This is a genomic window from Thermogemmatispora sp. (genome assembly GCF_019683755.1).
Classification (GTDB): Bacteria; Chloroflexota; Ktedonobacteria; order Ktedonobacterales; family Ktedonobacteraceae; genus Thermogemmatispora.
On sequence record NZ_JADGHT010000045.1, the window covers coordinates 1 to 20,241 of the forward strand.

The 20,241-nt window shown below is 60.3% G+C and carries 14 protein-coding genes; 2 read left to right on the forward strand and 12 right to left on the reverse strand.

The genetic code is table 11. From position 1 onward, the window contains the following. On the reverse strand, nt 1-577 hold a 577-nt coding region (locus tag IRZ24_RS05260), incomplete at its 3' end, for a metallophosphoesterase (protein ID WP_297160906.1). A 263-nt stretch (nt 578-840) separates the two neighbouring features. After that, the gene (gene ftsH, locus IRZ24_RS05265; RefSeq protein WP_297160907.1) at nt 841-2,931 is read right to left on the reverse strand and encodes an ATP-dependent zinc metalloprotease FtsH; all 2,091 of its coding nucleotides are present in this window, start codon (nt 2,929-2,931) and stop codon (nt 841-843) included. A gap of 657 nt (nt 2,932-3,588) precedes the next feature. Here ftsH and IRZ24_RS05270 point away from each other — a divergent pair. Beyond that, on the forward strand, nt 3,589-5,544 hold the full coding sequence (locus IRZ24_RS05270) for a DUF505 domain-containing protein (protein ID WP_297160909.1): 1,956 nt from the start codon (nt 3,589-3,591) through the stop codon (nt 5,542-5,544). Nucleotides 5,545-5,734: 190 nt separating this feature from the next. Here the strand turns inward: IRZ24_RS05270 and IRZ24_RS05275 are convergent, their stop codons facing one another. The 9 genes from IRZ24_RS05275 to IRZ24_RS05315 form a co-directional block, all read right to left on the reverse strand. Beyond that, entirely contained in the window at nt 5,735-7,198 is a 1,464-nt protein-coding gene (locus tag IRZ24_RS05275; protein ID WP_297160911.1) for an RtcB family protein, read from the reverse strand. 469 nt (nt 7,199-7,667) lie between these two features. Then, nucleotides 7,668-8,096, reverse strand: coding sequence for an archease (locus IRZ24_RS05280; protein WP_297160913.1), 429 nt, complete (start codon nt 8,094-8,096; stop codon nt 7,668-7,670). Nucleotides 8,097-8,418: 322 nt separating this feature from the next. Continuing rightward, entirely contained in the window at nt 8,419-9,798 is a 1,380-nt protein-coding gene (locus IRZ24_RS05285) for a cystathionine beta-synthase (RefSeq protein WP_366914238.1), read from the reverse strand. Nucleotides 9,799-10,077: 279 nt separating this feature from the next. Then, nucleotides 10,078-11,319, reverse strand: a complete 1,242-nt coding sequence (locus IRZ24_RS05290; RefSeq protein WP_297160916.1) for an MFS transporter — start codon at nt 11,317-11,319, stop codon at nt 10,078-10,080. A 134-nt stretch (nt 11,320-11,453) separates the two neighbouring features. Further along, complete coding sequence (locus IRZ24_RS05295) at nt 11,454-12,296, reverse strand: uroporphyrinogen-III synthase (RefSeq protein WP_297160918.1); 843 nt, start codon at nt 12,294-12,296, stop codon at nt 11,454-11,456. A 55-nt stretch (nt 12,297-12,351) separates the two neighbouring features. After that, nucleotides 12,352-12,690 carry a Rieske 2Fe-2S domain-containing protein gene (locus IRZ24_RS05300; protein WP_297160920.1) on the reverse strand — a complete coding sequence of 113 codons (339 nt, stop codon included), beginning with the start codon at nt 12,688-12,690 and terminating at the stop codon, nt 12,352-12,354. A gap of 57 nt (nt 12,691-12,747) precedes the next feature. Then, nucleotides 12,748-15,225, reverse strand: a complete 2,478-nt coding sequence (gene nirB, locus IRZ24_RS05305) for a nitrite reductase large subunit NirB (protein WP_297160921.1) — start codon at nt 15,223-15,225, stop codon at nt 12,748-12,750. 21 nt (nt 15,226-15,246) lie between these two features. After that, the gene (locus IRZ24_RS05310) at nt 15,247-17,370 is read right to left on the reverse strand and encodes a molybdopterin oxidoreductase family protein (protein WP_297160923.1); all 2,124 of its coding nucleotides are present in this window, start codon (nt 17,368-17,370) and stop codon (nt 15,247-15,249) included. Nucleotides 17,371-18,041: 671 nt separating this feature from the next. Beyond that, nucleotides 18,042-18,821 (reverse strand): ferritin-like domain-containing protein, encoded by a 780-nt coding sequence (locus IRZ24_RS05315; RefSeq protein WP_297160925.1) that lies wholly within the window; start codon nt 18,819-18,821, stop codon nt 18,042-18,044. A gap of 290 nt (nt 18,822-19,111) precedes the next feature. Here IRZ24_RS05315 and IRZ24_RS05320 point away from each other — a divergent pair, with 290 nt between their 5' ends. After that, nucleotides 19,112-19,519: a DUF1232 domain-containing protein gene (locus tag IRZ24_RS05320; protein WP_297160927.1), complete on the forward strand. Its 408-nt coding sequence runs from the start codon at nt 19,112-19,114 to the stop codon at nt 19,517-19,519. A 397-nt stretch (nt 19,520-19,916) separates the two neighbouring features. On the opposite strand, the gene IRZ24_RS05325 is transcribed toward IRZ24_RS05320, so the two are convergent. Further along, nucleotides 19,917-20,117 carry a helix-turn-helix domain-containing protein gene (locus IRZ24_RS05325; RefSeq protein WP_297160929.1) on the reverse strand — a complete coding sequence of 67 codons (201 nt, stop codon included), beginning with the start codon at nt 20,115-20,117 and terminating at the stop codon, nt 19,917-19,919. Between the last annotated feature and the right edge of the window lie 124 nt (nt 20,118-20,241).

Below are 20,241 nucleotides of genomic sequence, written 5' to 3' on the forward strand. Positions count from 1 at the left end.
GCTCAGGGCCGCTGACTAGGACCAAGCGCGGGTTATAGCTTTTGATCAGCTCGGCCAGGGTGGGGCTGCCAGATTCGTGGAACCCTTTATGATAGGGTGGGGTGTAGAACAAGAAGACCTTCTCGTAGTCCTTCAGCTCCGCGAGGAATTTCAGGCGGTAGAGCACTTCCCAAGCGGGGTAGCGCAGCGTCTCTTGCTCTTCACGTGTCAGTTGCGGGTCATCTGTGATTATCCCACCCATGCCGGTGAAGACTACATAGCCCGGGGCCAGGGCGAACGTGCCGTGGACGCCGTGCAGGTAGGGATAAATGAGTTCAATTTGGGCTGCTTCCTGAAAGTAGAGAGTCAGTGGCCCATCTTCTGGCCCTGGGACATAGAAGGTGGGCAAGCGAGTCTGAGCCAGCAACGAGAAGAAGCGACCATAGTCACGAGGGTTAAGGCTGCGTGCTGCCAGGTTCCCCAGGACAGCCACGGCCTGGACATCTAGCTCCTGTGCCTGTCGCATGAGGCGCTCTAGGGCCTCGAAATGGCCAGAAGGCTCAGCCGTAGCCAGGATGGTCTTGACATGTTTGCGCATAGATAGTTCACCTCCCTTTCAACAGTGACGACACGACACCTATGTATCATCGCGGCATCACGCCTGTCCACCGCTCTTTGTTCCCTCCCGTCAAGCAAGTTCAGGTTTCTGTGACAATGGAGAGTGCTGCAGTTAGCTCAAACGAGAAGCGCTGAACGCACACCTCAGCCTGGTGCCCAGTGGGGGAGCAAGGCGACTGCCAGGACCGGCGTGTGGGGCCGGGAACTGGGAAGCCTTCTGCTCCCCCTGGTGAGAGCGCCTTTCTACTCTAGCAGGGGCTGGCGAGCCGGATGCGCTTCGCCAGCTTTGACCTCAACCGTGGTAGCGGTGCTTGTAGTGGCAGCCTCGCGAATGATGCGGAGCACCTGCTCGCGTTCGAGGACTTCCTCATGGAGGAGGGCCTCCGCCAGGCGATCCAGAGCGGCTCGATGTTCAGTCAGAACAGAGCGAGCCTGCTGATGAGCCTGCTCGATAATATGCTCTACCTCGGCATCGACGCGCTGAGCTGTGGCCTCAGCGTAGAGGCGCTGGTGCTCCCCTGGCAGGCCATTGCCGAGGAAGCCATCCCCCTGCTCTAGCTCGTAAGCCACCAGGCCCGTGCTTTCGCCCATGCCCCATTCGGTGACCATGCGACGAGCGAGGCGCGTGGCCTCTTTGAGGTCGTTCTCAGCACCTGAGGTGATCTCACCCAGGGCGACCTCCTCGGCAGTGCGCCCTCCCAAGGCAACCGCCAGGCGCTGCAACAGGTAAGAGCGTGGGTAGTTATGACGATCATCTTCTGGCAAAAACTGCGTGACCCCCAGGGCGCGCCCGCGCGGCACGATGGTCACTTTGTAGAGGGGGTCAACATCCGGCAAGACCGCTGCTACCAGCGCATGGCCAGCCTCATGGTAGGCAACCGTACGCCGTTCGCGCTCGTCCATGAGGGCCTCGCGCTTACCTCCGAGCAACAGCTTGTCGAGGGCCTCTTGAAAGTCCTGGCGATCGACCTGCATCTTGCCTTTGCGGGCAGCCGCCAGGGCAGCCTCGTTGACCAGATTGGCTAGATCGGCACCGGAGAAGCCAGGCGTACTGCGTGCCAGCTCCTCTAGATTGACATCGGGCGCTAGAGGCACCTGACGCGTATGGATGCGCAGGATGGCCTCACGGCCTCGTCGCTCCGGGCGATCGACGACGACCTGGCGATCAAAGCGACCGGGGCGGAGCAAGGCGGGATCGAGGACATCGGGGCGGTTAGTAGCCGCCAGCACGACAATGGCTTCATGCGGCTCAAAGCCATCCATTTCGACCAGGAGCTGTTCTAGCGTGTGCTCGCGCTCATCGTTGCTTGCCAGAGTACCGGCACCGCTGCGAGCGCGTCCGATGGCGTCGATTTCGTCGATAAAGATAATGCAGGGGGCATGCTTACGCGCCTGGGCAAAGAGATCGCGTACGCGGCTGGCCCCAACGCCGACAAACAGTTCTACAAAGTCGGTTGCGCTGCAACTGAAGAAGGGGACACCGGCCTCGCCGGCGACAGCACGGGCGAGCAATGTCTTGCCCGTGCCGGGTGGGCCAACGAGCAGAACCCCCTTGGGAATGTGCGCACCAATCTGGAGAAAGCGCTGAGGATCACGCAAAAAGTCAATGACCTCGCGTAGCTCGGCCTTGGCTTCCTCAACACCAGCTACATCAGCAAAGGTGGTTGTCGGACGCTCTTCGCTATAGAGTTTGGCGCGGCTCCGCCCGAAACCGAAGAGCCCACCCCCCTGCATGTCCTGAAGCTGGCGCATCCCCCTCCAGCTCATGAAGGCAAAGTACAGCAGTAAAAGCACCGGCAGCAGATTGACAAACCAGGAGAGGGCCGTCTGCCACCAGGACGGCTGCACAGGCTCGGCACGCACCTCAACCCCTTTCTGCTCTAGCAGCGGGAGCAGGTTGGGATCACCAGGGGCCGGAACGTATGTTGAGAAGTGGGTGGCTGAGAGAGTCTGGCCTCCTGGCTGCCGCTGCTCGATAGGTGACTTTAGGGTCCCGGTGACGCTGTTATCGCTCTTGATGGTCACGCTGGCAACGTTGCCCCGCTGGACCTGCTGGATGAAGGCGCTATAGGGCAGGTCGATGGTCGTCGTCTGCCCCCACCCCGTCAGGTTAAAGAAGAAGGGACCATAGAAGACCAGGTTGATCAGAATCATGATGAGCAACAGCCTGAGCCAGAAGCCCAAACGCGGCTGCGGCTGATTCTGCTGCTGGGACGACTCCGATCGCTGCTCTCCACTGGGACCAGCGTTGCCTCTAGTGCTCTGACGACTGCTTCCCGGGCGTTGCGCTGGCGCTTGCCTGTTAGTGGCTGCCTTCTGCTGTTGCTCAAGCATCGTCGCCTCCTCTGGCAGGCGCTTAACTTCTCCCGAGCAAGGAACGCTCATGGACGCATTGCGCCCCCGAGCATCTGCTTGCCGGTTCTGGCCACTGCGACGGTGGCAAGTAGCTGGCCTGCCTGACACACAAAAAGCTCCTCTACTCCTCTGGCTAGCGAGAAGGTAAACTGACAAGACACGAGTGGATGGACAAACGAGGAGCGGAGGCCGACAGAACTAGGCCCAATCCTGACGAAGAACGAGAGCGCTTCTCTCGCAGACGCTCAGATGGACAATCCTGACTTGAAATCGGCCTGAAGCTAGGTCAGCCATGATGGTCGCTGTCTCTCTAGAGAATCTTATAGACAATCTGGCGTTCATTGTCAAGTGCCTCAATTAGCTCATCGGGTGAAAAAGTGTCGACAAGAGGCTTGCTCCTCGGTTACTGCCACAGGATGAGATGATCTGCGACCTGTTGGACCATGCTGACCTTGACGGTAGACGACAGAGGCCGTACACTGAAAAGGCCCGTCTCTTGCTGACTTGAGTGGCCAAGTAGACCCGCTTGGGAAGAGAAAGCGGTTGGTAGGTCTCTCTCTTGCCAATGAGGTGAGGCCTAGTTTTCTTAAGGTGGCCAAGAAGCAGTTACGAACAGGCAAGAAGGAGGATGGTTGTATGCTCTTGACTGGGGCCCATGTAACAGCCTTACGAGAGTTGGCAAGGAGTGAGGAGGCAGGTCAGGCCGCCTATGAGCTAGCGGAGGATGATCGTCGCGCGCTGACCTATCGCGCCTTAGAGTTGCAGGGGCTGGCAACCTTAGAGCTGCCTCGCTCCTACCGTCTGACCTATGCAGGGCGAGAGGCTCTGCAACTGCTAGAGGAAATGCGCCGCGACTGGCAGACGGGCGCACTTGAGTTGGATGAGCGTGGGCAGCGTCTGCTGACCGGTGAGGTTGGGCCTAAGGAACAAGATTGGCGCCTGCTGGGTTCAGATGTGCTGGCAGCACTCCAGGCAGCCGAGTACGCTGGCGGGCGGATCGGGCCAGTGAGCGCGACACTGTTACAGGCGCGTGGGTTAGCTGAGAAGGCCACTGACCCTCTGCACAAGACCACCGTCCTGCACCTGAATCGGCATGGGAGGGCGTGGCTCGATTTTGCACGGCGCTATCGACCCCGCTTGGAGATCGATGGCGAGCTGGCCAACGCCATCCAGCGTATGATTCCAGGCTATAGCGGGCGTCCGGCCCCAGGACTGTCAGGGGACTTTATCGATCTCCTGGAGGCGATGGAGCTGATCACGTGGTCGCTGCCGGATGGGCAGTACTATGCCCTGACAGCATTAGGAGAAGCTGTCTATGAGGCCTTGCGCAAGGGAGGCTACGCGCTTGGGGCCGTTGTACTGGACGAGGCAACGCTGAAGTTACTCGCTCTTCTAGTTGACCGGGGCCGGGAAAGCCTGACTGCAGACCAGAGCGAGCAACTTCAGGGACTAGGCTTCATGGAGCCGGATGGGGGTCTCACGCCGGCGGGCGAAGCGGCACTGCGAGCCTATGCCCTCCTCCAAAGCGAGCGCCCAGTCTCCGTACGGACCTTTGCCCTGACGGAGGCTGAAGTCGAGGTTTTGCTGACCTTGCAACAACTTGCTGCGGCCCGGCCAAACATGGCTGGCTCTCTTCCTGATCTGGAGCGCCTGCGTAGAGAACTAGTGGAGCGGCTAGCCGAGCGTTACCGGGAGATTGTGGCGCGCTACGGTCGCCGGCTGGAGGAGCGGTCGGCGCTGAAGCGGCGCGCTCTGGAGCTGCTAGAGGAGCTGCGTAGCCGGGACGAGTGGTTTAATTCGCTCTGGAACCTGGAAGAGCTGGTGGCCAGTCTAGAGGCTCTAGAGCTGGTGCGGGCCGAGCGTGATGGGGAGCGCACACTTTATCGGCTAACGCCCTATGGCCAGCGCGTGGCAGAAGAACAGCAGGGGCAGATACGGGCCATCTCCGCGACAGCCGTGAAAGCAGTGAGCATGGCATTGACGCGCTGGACAGGGCTGGCAACTTCCTGGGTAGAGCGCGCACGTGAAGAGGGGCTAGTCGGCAGTGGGGGAGGAGTGACGCGAGCTGGACGGCTCTATGCCTGGCTGGCCGAGCACTGCCCGCGTCAGCCTATGCTGACGCGAGAAGAGGCGGAGGTCCTGGTCAATCTCCCGGAGACGGAGCCAGGACCCTTCGTCTCGGAGTATCAGGCCTCCCTGGAGACAGAGCGGCTAGCCTGGGCCCTCGATAAGCTGGAAGCACATGGGCTTATCGAGCGCCTGGCTGACGGGCAGATCGTGCGCACCGAGGCCGGTCAGCTCCTGGCCCGAGCTGTATCGGGAGCTACAAAGCTGGCGCATCCGATTACACCACGGATTGTGCGCTTGCTCGAGGCTATGCGTCAGGTGGGGACGCTCTATGTCAAGGAACGGAAAGTTCGTCTGCAGCCGGAGCAGTGGAAGGAAGTAGAGCGGCTCGCCGGTCTGGGTCCACAGGAGTTTATCGAGACACGCCATGTGGCGCGCATGGGCCACTATATCGGTGAGGTCACACTCAACGAGGCCGGACTAGAGGTCTTGGAGGCGGCGGCCTTGCTCCAGCAACGTTCATAGGAGACAAGAACAGGAGAAAGGCGCCAGGAGTTCCATCTCTCCTTACCTGGTTCGGGTCGGCGGGATGATCTGCTAGCGTCGCGGGCTGAGGAGGGCAGCAGCGCCAGGGCTGCTGCCTCCCTTCTCCGTGGCCAGCGCCCATGTTGGGCAGACAGACAGGCTCACTGGTCGAAGGAGAGCGATGGAATAGTTAGCCTTTCACCACGATGATCGGGCGGAGACGAACGACCAGCTTCGCCAGGCCAGCGTTGTGAACGACGCGCACCACCTGCTCGGCGTCCTTGTAGGCTAGAGGAGCTTCTTCCGCCAGCAGCCCTTTACTGTGTACCCGGACGGTGATCCCTTTGGCCTCGAGCTGGGCCATCAGTTCTTTGCTCCCAATCGCCTTCTTGGCGGCGGTGCGGCTGCGTTGACGCCCGGCGCCGTGGCAGGTCGTCCCAAAGCTCTGCTCCATCGAGCCAGGGGCACCCACCAGAACGAAAGAATAGCGCCCCATGTCTCCCGGAATCAGCACCGGCTGGCCCACAGCGCGATACTTTTCTGGAACGGCAGGGTGTCCTGCTGGGAAAGCGCGCGTGGCTCCTTTGCGGTGGACACAGACCCGCTGCAGCTCGCCGTCAATACGGTATTCCTCGATCTTGGCAATGTTATGGCAAACGTCGTAGACCAGCGGCATATCAGCGGGACGCGCCGAACGCCCAAAGACCCGAGAGAAGGCCTGGCGCACGCCGTGCATCAGTAACTGGCGGTTGGCCCAAGCGAAATTGGCGCCGCAGGCCATAGCGCCCAAGTAGGCTTTGCCCTGCTCCGAGCGCAGTGGTAGGCAGGCAAGCTGGCGATCGACGAGCTTAAAGCCAAAATCTTTCTGCTTGGCTTCAGCGATGCGGATATAATCCTCTGCGATCTGATGGCCAAAGCCGCGGGAGCCACAGTGGATGGTGGCGACGACCTGGTCCTTCTGATAGAGGCCCAAAGCCTGCGCCGCCTCTTCATCGTAGATATGGTCAACAACCTGGACTTCGCAGAAGTGATTGCCAGCCCCCAGGCTGCCAAGCTGGTGCATCCCGCGCTGGACGGCGGTGGCTGAGACCGCCTCAGGGTTGGCCCCTGCCAGGCAGCCACCTTCCTCGGTGGTCTCTAGATCCTCTGGGAAACCATAGCCCTGCTCAACCGCCCAGGCGGCTCCGCGTACCATAACCTCACGCAACTCACTCTGGCTGAGACTGCGCATGCCTTTGCCTCCTACACCCGAAGGCAAGTGCTGAAAAAGTTCGTCGGCGAGGCGGTCCGCTTTGCCTTTGACTTCTTGGTAGCTGAGATCTGTGGCCAGCAGGCGCACGCCGCAATTAATGTCGAAGCCGATGCCCCCTGGCGAGATCACACCACGCTCGAGATCGGTGGCAGCTACTCCCCCCACTGGGAAGCCATATCCCCAATGGATATCGGGCATAGCCAGCGAGTAGCCGACGATTCCCGGGAGCGTGGCCACGTTGGCTACTTGCTGGAGAGAATTGTCCTGGCGAATCTGCTCGATGAGAACGTCGTCAGCATAGACAATTCCCGGGACGCGCATCTCCGGCTGGTAGCTTTGAGGAATACGCCAGCGGTAAGCGTCGATGCGCTGTAGGGGAATCTTCTCCCCGGTAGTGCTCATGCGAAACCCCTCCTCGCGCTTCTTTTCCTTTCCTTGATCGACTCACTTTAGATTAGAAGGTCAGGTCAAATTGGAGACCTGGATAGTCGGGTTGACTGTGCATCAGCTCAGGAACGAGCCAGCCTACGCCAGCCCCTGCAGCGGACCAGCCTCAGCCGCCAGATCGGGGAGAGGCGCAGAGATCTCAGACCCCATCGGCAGCTAATGAGTATCCCTCAGAGCGTGAGCGGTTGGGGAGCATAGTCAGTCTCCCAATTTTCTGTCCGTTAGTCTCTAGCTCCCAGGGCTTGGCAGAGCCTGGCATGGGTGTACAAGGGGAGGAAGATAGGCGAACTGGGGGCACGCAAGCGCGTTCGGACAGGCCCACCTGGGCAGTCGGGTGGACGGCTACGTGCGAGGCGCGGGAGCGCAGTGCTCTCTTCAGTTCAGTGGTGGGTCGTGCTTAGACCTTGGACGGTGTTAGCCCTGGCTAGATATCGAAGATGATGCGCGCCCGATAGCCCTCAGGTGTGGGGACAACCTCGGCCTGATGCCTGGTGACCGCCTTGATGGCACTGCTCAACTCGTGGCGCTGCTCATCGTAGGGTTCGCCGCGGGCGCGTGCCCTCATCTTCAGCTGCGTCTCGGAAAATTCCTCGATCTCAAACTGGCAAAAGAGCAGAAACTCAGTGTCGAACAGGAAAATCAGACGGCTGAGCCAGGCAATCAGCAGCGAGACCAGGTCATCCCCCTCAACAATGACCTCCCGACTGACCCTGGGCTCGACCTGCTCTAGAGGCACCATCAGGCTCTCCATCCCTTCTGCCGCATGGATGAAGAGTTCCGGTAGTGTCCGCCCGTAGATCTGCAGCCCAACGTCTGCCGTGTGTTCGAAGACCTCAAACGGCAGCCCGTTCATAGCTATGCCTGCTTCCCGCCGATCAGGGCCATCTGCCGCGCCCGCGTCTGGGCAAGGACTGACTCGCGCGCGGTGCACCGTTGCCTTGGGGACACTCCACCGGTTTTGCGTTTCATGGCTGCCTCCTTCCCGAATGCCGGCCAGTCCGCTGCATTCAAGCATCACGCTTTCATGGTAACAGCAGATTTGCGCTTTGTCAAGCTCAGGGAGCGGCCTGGCCGCTCCCTGGGACAATGCTCGCTTACCAGCTCACGCTATGGGAGTTAGGGCAAGCAAGGAGCCTGTTGCCGATGGGGCGCCTGGTCGTGAACCGATCGCTGATTTACTGGCGGCTGTCGCGGCTGTGGGCCCAGAACTCCAGCAAGTCGCTGCGGGTAACGATGCCTTCGAGTTGTGAGCCATGCATCACAGCGACAGCAGATTGCCCGCTGCGGAAAAGCGTATAGGCCTCCTGGACGGGAGCCTCAGCAGGTAGCTCAGGGAAGGGGGGCCCCTGGAGCGAGCCAACCGTCTTGGCACTCAGTGATTCCCCGCTCGCCAAGTGCTGGAGCAGCAGATCTTCGGTAAGGCTGCCCACCATGCGACCCTGTTCCATCACCGGGGTCTGGCTAATACCGTAGCGGCGCAGCAACTCAACGGCGTCGGCGATCGAATCCTGGGGCGAGACACTGACAACTAGCGGCATACTGCCCTCATGAGTACGCCGGTAGGTGAGGACATCCCGCAGAGTCGGCTCCGTACTCTCGGCCTGCATCAACAGATTGTTCTCGCGCATCCAGGTGTCGTTGAATTGTTTGCTCAAGTAGCCGCGCCCGGTATCAGGGAAGAGGACAACGACCACATCATCAGGTGTCAGGCGACGAGCGTAGGTAAGAGCCGCTGCCAGAGCGGTGCCCGAGGAGCCGCCGACCAGGATGCCTTCTTCGCGAGCTAGACGTCTGGCCCAGTAGAAGGAGATGCGGTCTTCGACGCGGATGACCTCATCGACAAGGGAGGGATCATAGTTCTTGGGGAAAACTTCCATGCCAATGCCCTCGACCTTATAGGGCCGCGGGGTGTCGCCCGAGTAGACAGACCCAGCCGGATCGGCCCCGATCACCTTGATCGCCGGGTTCTGTTCCTTGAGATAGCGTGCGGTCCCGGTGATCGTGCCGCCGGTGCCAATGCCCGCAACAAAGGCTGTGATGCGTCCTGCCGTGTCGCGCCAGATCTCTGGACCGGTAGTAGCATAGTGAGCTGCTGGATTAGCTGGGTTGGAGTACTGATCTGGACAACAAGCTCCCGGGATCTCCTTGGCTAGACGATGGGCCACATTCTTATAATGCTCAGGCGAGTCGGGCGGAACAGTGCTTGGGCAGATCACTACCTCAGCCCCATAGGCCCGCAGCAGGCTGCGTTTTTCTTCACTGACCTTGTCCGTCATGACAAAGATGCAGTGGTAGCCTTTGATAGCAGCAGCCATAGCCAGGCCGTGGCCAGTGTTGCCACTGGTAGGCTCGACAATGGTCCCACCAGGACGCAGCAGGCCCTGACGCTCACAGTATTCGATCATAGCTGGGCCAATGCGATCTTTGACGCTGCCGCCGGGATTGAGCATCTCGATTTTGGCAAGTACCAGGGGAGAAACATCCGCGGCAACTTTGCGTAGGCGCACCAACGGCGTATTGCCGATGGCCTCGAGGATGGAATCATAGTAGCGCATTTCTCCTGGCGCGGGCTCAGCCGCACGCTTCTCCTGCATATCTCCACGCTTCCTCTCTGCAGCAGTTGCTAGCATGTGTTGCTGGGTGGGCACTGGCTTGGGAGATCATGCGTGAGGCCCAGCCCACCTTGCGAGCAGTACCGCCGGTGGGCTGGAGGCCTCACTCCAGTGGCCCCCTCAGTATAGCATGCGCCATCATACCTTGGCCAGAGGCACGGCGCGAGAGAGGAGCAGAAGACAGAGGTTGTAGCTCGGAGGCTGCTCTTTGCTCTCCTCCCGCTAGGAGCCGCTGCGGCTGCGTGAGTAGGCAGGGGACTGTCCCGTCGAGGCGGCCAGGCGCTGTTCAGGCTGCCAGCCTGATCGCAGGCTCATTAGCAGGCGCAGACTGATCAGAGCGACGAGAGCCAGGAGAGCCAGCCCTATCAGACCCACGCTGTAGCCGCCACTGACCTGCTTGGCCTCTCCCAGGAGGGAAGGCAAGAGAAAGCCCCCAAGCCCACCGCAAGCGCCGACGAGGCCGGTAGCCAGTCCGATCTGGCGAGGGAAGCGCAGAGGCACGAGCTGGAAAACGGCGCCGTTGCCAGTGCCTAAGATGGCCAGTAGGAAGAGAATTAAGCAGATCCCCAGCCCCAGCGGCGGCACACAGCCGAGCAGGGCATAGCTGGCGGCAACGAGGCTAAAAACAATATTCAGCATAAAGGTTCCGCTCAGGCGGTCCGCAAGGTAGCCTCCTAGAGGGCGCGCCAGGCTACCGGCCAGACTGGCGAGTGCTGTCAGTAGACCGGCGTTGACAGCGCTCAGGCCATACTGGTTGTGCAAGAACAAGGGGAGGAAGGTACTCAGCCCAACGAAGCCTCCAAAGGTGATGCTGTAGAAGAAGCAAAACCACCAGAGATCAGCACTCTTGAGGATGGCCCTAGAGGGCTGAGCATCCTCCTTAGTCGGGGTCCCTTCCGCTTCACGACTCAGCAGAACGAAGACGAGCAGCACCAGGGCGAGAGGAATCATGGCCAATCCCATCACTGTATGCCAGCCGTAGCTACGGGCCAGCGTGGGCGCAGCCAGGTTAGCGATCACGGTCCCCATGTTGCCGGCGGCGGTAATCCCCATGACTAGACCCTGGCGCTCCGCCGGATAGCAACGGCTAGCCAGGGGAAGGGCAACCGCAAAGGAGGAGCCGGCACACCCCAGGAGGAGACCGACAGCGAGCAGGGCCGGGAAGTTAAGCGGCAGCAACCAGCCAGCTAGAAGCGGCAAGAAGAGGAAGAGGAGCAGCAGGGTGCCCATGCGCTTGTAGCCAAAGCGGTCGCCTAGTATGCCCATTGGGAAGCGGGCCAGAGAACCGCCAAGGGTAGGTACCGCTACCAGAAAGCCCTGTTCGGCTGGACTGAGCTTGAGGCTCTGGGCGATGAAGATGCCCAAGGCTCCTAGTAGAACCCAGAGTGCAAAACAAGTGTCGAAGTGAAGGAAGGCCGCGATCAGGGTGGTGAGCGGCGTGCGGGAAAGACGGCGAGTCATCATAACCTCCTTATGACAGGATGACATGGTGACCGTTGTTTATCGGAAAAACAAGGCCAGGCCTCCTGGACATCTAGGGCAAGGCGTGGCCAAGCAGGCGATTCACGCAGTGCGAGGATTTTGACCCCAGGAGCTATTTAGCCCCTGGGCAAAGCCTGGTTCTGGCGTTCCAGGTAGGCCGAAAGGGCCTTGACAAGGTGTCCCATGCGGGGGTGCTCGGGTTCCACATGTGGTGTCACGCCGTACTGTTGGAGGGCCTCGCTGCAAGTGGGGCCGATCGAGGCAACGGTGACCTGCTGGCGGAGAGCCTCGGTCAGCGCTTGAGCCTGGCCCGCCTTCTCTGCTAGCTGGAAGAGGTGACGCACCTGGACTTGACTGGTCAGGACCAGGGCATCGACCTGGCCAGAGCAGAGATCATTGATGAGCTGGCTTAGGGCGCTGGTGTCTTCCGGTAGCTGCCACTCGTAGAGGCAGAACTCGGCCACGCTGGCGCCACGTTCCTGCAGGTAAGTAACCAATCTGGTATTGCGCTCTCCGTAGTGGAGCAAAGCCACTCGCTGGCCACGTAACTCGATCTCATCAAGGGCATCCAGCAGCTCCTCAGTGGTGTGGGGCTCGCGGGCACTGATGTGGATTGGCAGGCCATATTTTTTGAGAACGGTGGCCGGCTTGGGACCACGGCAAATAATCGTCACGCGCTTGAGTTCGTCTAGTAACTCTGGAAGTTGGCCCTGTTGCTCGATCTCGCGCAGTAAGGCACTGGCTCCGACGCCGGTCGAGAAGATGACCGCGTCAAGATGCCGGGCATGCAGCTCGTGCAGCAAGGTGAGGGCTTGCTGCGCGGCATCTGCCGGTGGCACTTCGCGCACGGCCGGGATGCAGCGAGCGCGCCCTCCATGACGCGCAATGAGGTTGGCGAGTTCCCCGCTCATACGAGCCTCAAGCACGGCAATTGTTGCATCTGCAAAGCGCTTGCTCATAGTTAGTCCTCTTCTCTCCTTCCCGCTTCCGCTCGCTTTGCTCCTGCTATCTTTCTCAGTCCTCGACTGTGACAAGAATGTTACCCTCGGCATCCAGGCTGACGGGGTAGGTGCGCAGCCCTGGGCAGCTATTGCCTAGCGGAGCACCCGTGCGTAAATCAAATTTGAAGGCGTGCAGTGGGCAGATCACCTTGCCGTCGCCGATGATGCCATCAGCCAGTGGCCCTCCCTGATGGGGGCAGTGGGCCTGGGTCGCGAACAGCTCTTCATTGCGGCTGCGGAAGACAGCGATGAGCCGATCCTGCAGTCGGTAGGTGCGGCCTTCGCCGCGTGGAATGCGGCTGATATGTCCTAGATTATAGCACACAGCTCCGGGTGGTAGCGGGGCTTTCATGGTGCTTGCTCGCCTCCTCCTTTGCGCTCTATGCCTCTCTCCCAGTGCTTTTGATGGTCAGTTGCCGGCTCCCAGAGAGATGGGAGTAGCCTCCAGCGCCTCACTGAACTGGGTCGGAGTCACCGGCTGTTCGGCCTCACGCTGCCAGGGGTCAACGTAGGCCTCAACGGCAGCCTGGATGTCACGATCGAGTCGTGCGCAGATGCCCTCAGCGTCCTCGACCAGCACACGCCGTAGCTGCTCGATGCCAATGCGCTCTACGAAATCGTAGCTGCGTTCCTGATATTTAGCGTTTTCACGGTAGTACTGCATAAAGCGGCCCATGTAGAGCAAGACCTCTTCATGGGTGTTGACGGTGCAGAGCAAGTCGCCCTTGCGAACGCGAGAGCCAGCGGCACCGCCAACATAGATTTCCCAGCGGCCGCCCTCGATAGCCACGGCCCCCAGGTCCTTGGTCGTGGCCTCTGAGCAGTTGCGGGGGCAGCCGGCGGTAGCCAACTTGACCTTATGGGGCATCTCGATGCCTTGATAGCGCTTCTCGATTTTGATGCCGAGGGTGGTGCTGTCGCCAAGCCCATAGCGACAGAAGTCACTGCCCAGGCAGGTCTTACAGGTACGGAAAGCTTTGGTGTAGGCATGACCGGAGGGCATGCCTAGATCCTTCCAGATGGCGGGTAGCTGCTCTTTACGCACACCAACCAGGTCGATGCGCTGACCACCAGTGATCTTGACCAGTGGCACGTGGTACTTTTCGGCAACGTCCGCAATGCGTCGTAGCTGTTCAGGCGTCGTGACGCCGCCGTAGATGCGCGGCACGACGCTGAATGTGCCGTCTTTCTGAATATTGGCATGCACACGGTCATTGATGAAGCGAGCGTCGCGCTCGTCCTCGTAGTCCTTGCCCCAGATTGTCTTGAGCAAAGAGGCCAGGCCGGCTTTGCTTGTAGGATCTTCCTGGCCGTTAGCCAAGGCCTGGAAGACGGCGGAGACACTGCGCAGGCCGCGCTCTTTGATGACGCGCACTAGCTCAGGTTTGGTCAGTGGGATGGCTGGAACGTAGTAGTGCACTGAGGGATCTTCCACTACCTCACCCTCGCAGGCCAGAACGAGCAGTTCCTGAACCTGGCTCTTGCAGGAGCCGCAGCCGGTGGCGGCCCGGGTGGCGTCGCAGAGGGCTTTGAGGCTGCGCTTGCCGGCACGCACAGCGGCGAGAATGGCGCCTTTAGAGACGCCGTTACAGTTGCAGATCTGGGTATCGTCGGGAAGCTCTGCCACTGACACGGCTTGCTGATTCTTTCCATTGCACGGGAAGAGCAGCTCGACACGATTGGCGGGCAGAGGATCACCGCGATGAAACAACTGCACCAGGCGGGCGGCAGGAACGCTGCCGGGCAGGTCGCCCAGCAGGATGGCGCCCTGCAGGCGTCCCTCACGGATGATCAACTTCTTGTAGATGCCGCGTGTGGGTTCGGCATAGGTAATCACTTCGTCGTCGGGCCCTGCTGGCTCCTTGTCTCCCATGACTGTCAGGTCGAGACCGCTGACTTTGAGCCGTGTTGAGATGGCTGAGCCGGTGTACTGTTTGCGGCTGGTGCTGTCGGTCAGGCGCTCAGCCAGGATGCGAGCCTGCTCCCAGAGGGGGGCAACCAGGCCATAGGTCTGGCCGCGATGCTCAGCACATTCACCGATGGCGAAGATATCGGGAACACTGCAGGCCAGGTCATCATCGATGATAATACCGCGCTTGACGGCCAAGCCGGCCGCGCGAGCCAGAGCGATGTTAGGGGTGGTTCCAGTGGCGATAACGCAGAGGTCGCAAGCCAATTCGCTGCCATCGCTGAAGCGCAGGCCGCAAAGCCGGTCTTGCCCAAGCATGGCAACGGTTTCTTTCCCAAGATGGAGCTGGACCCCCTGCTCACTGACCAGTCGTGCCAGGATAGCGCCGCCCACAGAATCCAGCTGCAGATTGAGCAGATGGGGGGAGCGATGGACAAGGTGCACTTCTAGCCCGCGCTGACGGAGGCCACTGGCGGCCTCCAGCCCGAGGAGTCCGCCGCCTATGACGACAGCGCGCCGAGCCTGACTGCTGTAGGCGAGAAGGGCCTGACAGTCATCCAGGGTACGGAAGGTAAAGGCGCCCGCGATCAATCGACCATCTTCGCGGAGCAGATTCTCCAACGGTGGAAGGTAGGGGCTACTGCCGGTGGCAATGACGAGGCGATCGTAGGACTCCCAGTCACCGTCTGCCATCTGGACGCGGTGGCCCTGCCAGTCGATAGCGGTGACAGCTCGACCAGCATGCAGCCTGATGCCGTGCTCTTGATACCAGCTTAGGGGGTGGAGAAAGATATGTTCAGGGCAGTAGCTTCCGGCCAGCACTCCTGAGAGCAAGATGCGATTATAGTTGCCATAGGGTTCGGCTCCCAGTACGGTGATCTCGTAGTGTTCCCCACCGGGACGGCTGACAATTTCTTCGACAAGGCGTGCTCCGGCCATGCCGTTGCCAATGACAACAAGTCGCTGTTTCCGTGTCATCAGTCTTACTCCCTCTCTGGGCTATGCGTCTGGATTCGTAAGGCGCTCGATGCGCGCTGCACAGACTTTAAATTCTGGCATGCGACTGATAGGGTCGAGCGCAGGATTAGTCAGGCGGTTGACCGCCTGAGTATCCCCCCAGTGAAAAGGAACAAAGAGCGTATCTTCGCGAATGGCCTCAGTTATTTTGATGCGGCCTTGCATGCTGGCCCGGCGCGTCGAGAGGAGAGCGAGATCGCCCTCCTGAAGCCCGTGCACTCGGGCCGTTGTCGGGTGAATCTCGATCAGTGGTTCCGGGCTGAGCGCTTGTAATTGACCGATGCGCCGCGTTTGACTACCAGATTGGTAGTGAGTCAAGATGCGCCCTGTGCTCAGATAGAGGGGATAATCCTGATCCGGCTCTTCGCCGGGGCCCTGGTAGTGAGTGACATGGAACCGTGCGCGCCCGTCAGCCGTGGGGAAGCCGTCGCTAAAGAGGCGAGGGGTTCCCGGATGCTCGAGGGATGGGCACGGCCAGAAAACACCCTGGTGGGCATCGATCTTTTCGTAGGTGATGCCTGCGTAGTCGGCCAGTCCCCCGGCGCTGGCGCGGCGCAGCTCCTCGAAGACCTCACGCGCGCTCCTGAAGGGGAAGTATTGGCCTTTGCCCAGGCGCCGGGCAAGCTCGCAGAGTACACTGATCTCATCCCAGACACCAGCGGGTGGCTGAAAGACGCGCCGTCGATGGATCACACGCCCCTCCAGATTGGTGAGTGTGCCTTCTTCTTCGGCCCACTGGGTCACGGGAAGCACGATGGTAGCAAGCCGCGCTGTCTCGGAAAGGAAGAAGTCGCAGACAATGAGGGAGTCGAGGGCAGCCAGCCGTTCCTCGATATGCAGGGCGCTGGGAGCGGAGACAACCAAGTTGCTACCCATGACGAACAGGCAGCGCACACCATTGGGTGTACCCAGGCTACTCAGCATCTCATAGGCAGAGCGCCCTGGGCCGGGCAGCTCCTCCGCGTTGATGCCCCAGACGTGGGCAAGGTAGGCTCTGGCTGCCGGATCGTCGATCCGGCGGTAGCCTGGTAACTGATTAGCCTTCTGGCCGTGCTCGCGCCCGCCCTGGCCGTTGCCCTGGCCGGTCAGGCTCCCGAAGCCACTTCCAGGCTTGCCCACCAGTCCGAGGGCCAGAGCCACGTTGATGTAGGCCAAGACGTTGGTAACGCCCTGACGTTGCTGCTCAGCACCGCGCCCAGTCAAGATGATAGCCGAGCGAGCCTGTGCCAGCAGATGAGCCACTGCAGTCAGATCCTGCTCTGGCACGCCAGTCAGACGCTCAACCCGCTCGGGCCAGTATGCCGCGGCCATCGCCCGTGCCGCCGCAAAGTTGTTGGTGCGCCGGGTAATATACTCTTCGTCAATGAGGCCGTCGCGAATGAGAATGTGAAGCAGGCCATTCGCCAGTGCTGCATCGCTCCCGGGTGTGAGCCGCAAGTGGCGTTGACCGGAGCGCGCCGTGAGGCTCTGGCGGGGATCAACGGTAATAAGCAGGCCGCCAGCCCGCTGTTGCCGGTCCAGATACTGCATCAGCGGAGGCATGGTCTCGGCGATATTGCTCCCTACCAGGAGAATGACCTCAGCCTGGGCCAGGTCCTCCAGGGGAAATGGCAGGCCTCGATCGAGACCAAAGGCGCGATTCATTGCCTCTGCCGCCGAGGACATGCAAAAGCGTCCGTTATAGTCGATTTGAGAGGTGTTCAAGGCAAGGCGGGCAAACTTGCCGAGCAAATAGGCCTCTTCGTTGGTCAAGGCCCCGCTGCCGAAGACGCCAACGGCCTCCTTTCCATAGCGCTGCTGGGTAGCCTGGATAAAGTGCACAACACTCTCAAGAGCTTCGTCCCAGGAGACCGGGAGCAGGCGCCCGTCAGGCTGGCGCTTGAGTGGCGTCCGTAAGCGTTCAGCGTGGGCCAGCGTCTCGGGAGCAGTCCAGCCTTTGAGACACAGCCCCCCCTTATTCACCTGGAAACGTCTATCTCCCTCGATCCATGGCTGCTGTGGGCTACCTCCTAGCAGCATACCGCATTGAAAGGCGCAATATGGGCAGTGAGTCGCTACGCTGTGGGTTCTGCTGTTCTCCTGCTCTTGTCGCTGCTGCAAGGTCATCCTCCCTCACTCTGAAGGCAAGGCAGCCGGCCAGACCAGAGCCAGCCTGGTCCAGGCAGGGCCGCCCTTGTACCGGCAGGATGTTCAACGTCGCTCATCGTTCCCCCTTCCGCTCTTGATGAGTGGTCTGGCCCATGTCCGGTCAAGGGAACGGGACAGCAGCAGCGCTGTGGGATCTGCTCCGGTCGGCTCGCTCGACCCGCGGTCAGCGACCATCTGTGGCTCTGCTATGTCTGGCTGGGCAAGGATGATCTCCCGCAGAGCCTTTAGTCAATATGCACAGTTCCCTTTTGTGAATCTAGATTACCATGTGCTTTTTAGAGCAGTCATTGGCAGAATATCCGAAGATTCCATCTAGATTACTGGTTATATTGCACAAAACAGAGCTGATGGCAGCAGTGGGACCCGGCCAGGGGGTCCCACTGCTGGCAGAGAAGCGCAACAGGGGTTCTCATGTGCTGGTAGCAGCATGGCGGTGGGGCACGCTTCCCAAAAAAAGAGCTGAGCGCCGGCGAAGAGAGGGAATGGTCGATAAGCTGCCTCCTTGGCAGCACCTGATCGACCACGGTCTCCCTAGACCTGGCGCCCAGCCTGCTCGTCCCTTCCATCCGCGTTCTTTTGTCGGGGGTACTTCGCCCCCTCAAGGGAAGAGGAGCGAAGAGAGTACCGCTCTACTTGAAGAATTTTGGCACATTCACATTATAAAATTCGGCCTCCAGGAACTCCAGGAGGAGCGCGAAATTCAGAATGGCAGCATCGTTCTTGAGGGAGGCCGAGGGATCAGAACCACCATTGAGACTGGCAATGAAAGGAGAGACGGCACTGACAATCTCGGCCTGTGAGAGCGGCTTGTCGAAAGCTCCATTGGCGCTCAGCGGCTTATTGAGCAAGGCATCGAGGAAGCCGGCATGGCGCGCCTCCACGGTCAGAATAGAGCCAGCGGCAGCCAGATAGGTCTTGCTAGCGATGGCCGGAGCCGCCATCAAATAGGCCCCCACGCCGACGTTCTCAAAGGTCTGTGCCACCTGAGCAAAGGACTGGACATCCATCTGCTCCAGATTCTTGAAGGTCGGCTTGGGACGGGGCTGGACTCCCGCCCTGGTCAGAGCCTGCTGGAGAAAGGTCACATGGGCATTCTCATCCTGCATGATCTCACGAAAGGCGGAGCCACTATCAGCCACCGAAGCTAGCGAGAGCAGGCGCGTGGGAGATGTGGGCGCTGAAGTGGCCGCACTGGTCGGCGTTGAGGCCGCCCCTGTCATCGTGGAGTTGGAGCCGCAGGCCACTAGCAGGCCCCCAACTGGCACCGCCAGCGCCATGCCCGTCAGCGAGCGGCGCAAAAAAGCCCGGCGTGCCGAGACCTGAGTCTTGTCAGTGGTGGCCCTCTCCCCCTGAGCATCAGACTGCTGCTTCGTTATCTGCAAATCTTGCTGTTGCACAGGATCGAACATGCTTCGTCTTCCTCATCTCCATCAGAATAGTGAGCGAGCTGCAAGCCAACGGTTGCGCCCCTCCCGCTGGTCAGCCCGGCGAAGGCAGAGAGAGCAGAGGCAGCCACATCAGAGGCCGGCCTGCTAAGCTGCGGCGGCTTCTCTCTATCTTGACATTGACCAGATACGCGCTGCTCCGGCAACTGGATTACTGTGGTACCTCATTCTGGCTGAGGGCATGGAGACTTGCAATGGCAGGTATACTGCCTTTCAGGAGAGGAAACACTGGGGGAGGAGCTAACTCAAGAGCTATGCAAACGTTCAGAGCGCGCTGGCGAAGACGCGCTTGCCAACTCCAGCAGGAGATTCAGGCCCTTGTCCTGGCCTACCGTGATCCACGTCTTCCCTGGTACCATCGTCTCTTGCTTCTGGGTTTACTCAGCTATGCTTTCAGTCCCATTGATCTGATTCCTGACTGCCTTCCTGTCATCGGTTACCTTGATGAACTGGTCATCCTGCCACTAGGCATACTCTTAGCCATCAAACTGCTTCCACCGGCGATCCTGGAGGAGAGCCGCACCCGAGCTAGCAAGGCGCTGGCTCAAGAGGAGAAGCAAGCGTTTCGGGGAGGTCTCTGGTTGGTCTTGGCCATCTGGGGGCTAGGGATTCTCCTACTGCTCTGGGTTTTCAGCAAGCCTCATCTCCTGCCCAGCCAGTAAGATGCCGGGTCCCGTCGCTCTCACAGAAGAAGCTACCCGGCGACATCGCCAGGTAGCATTGTCAACCAAGCTCTTGGCCCGAGCATAAACAGCACAGTGGTAGAGAGCCTAGGGCGTGTTCCTGCCTCGCTTCACGACGGTCGCTCTTGCCTCCCTCTCACTGCTGGCAAAACGACTCGATGCCACAGCAACCAGGAGACACGCCCCTCAATCAGACAGCATATTCCTCAACCGAGGAGAGAAATAAGAGTATAGAGAGACACAGACTACCGAAAACGAGAGTCCCTCTGACCACGCCTCCAGGCTGCGCCTCGCTTGGCGAGGAGCAGCTACCACACCCACAGTGGAGCCAGCCATTGGGACGCCGGCCTCAGCGGCCACCAGCCGATGAACGATGCTACTTCTGCCCCTCTCCTAAAAGCCGCTCCAGCGTTGAGCGCTTAATGCGATAACTCTGGCGTTGACTGGCTCGAGGCAGGCGTACCCCCTCTAGTAAGCCCTCTTTCACCCAGCGTCTGACGGTAGTAGCATCGACTCGCAGGAGCTGTGCAACTTCGCTGATGGTGAGCAGTTCTTCCACATCCAGATGTCGATCCATAACCTTCTCTCCTTCGCAGACAACCGGTCCGACACGCCGCTCACAGGGGAAGAGAGGAAGAACAGGGGGAAGAAGCCCCCAGAGCCGCCCCTACCTGGTACCCCCGTTTGGGCCTGTACAACGC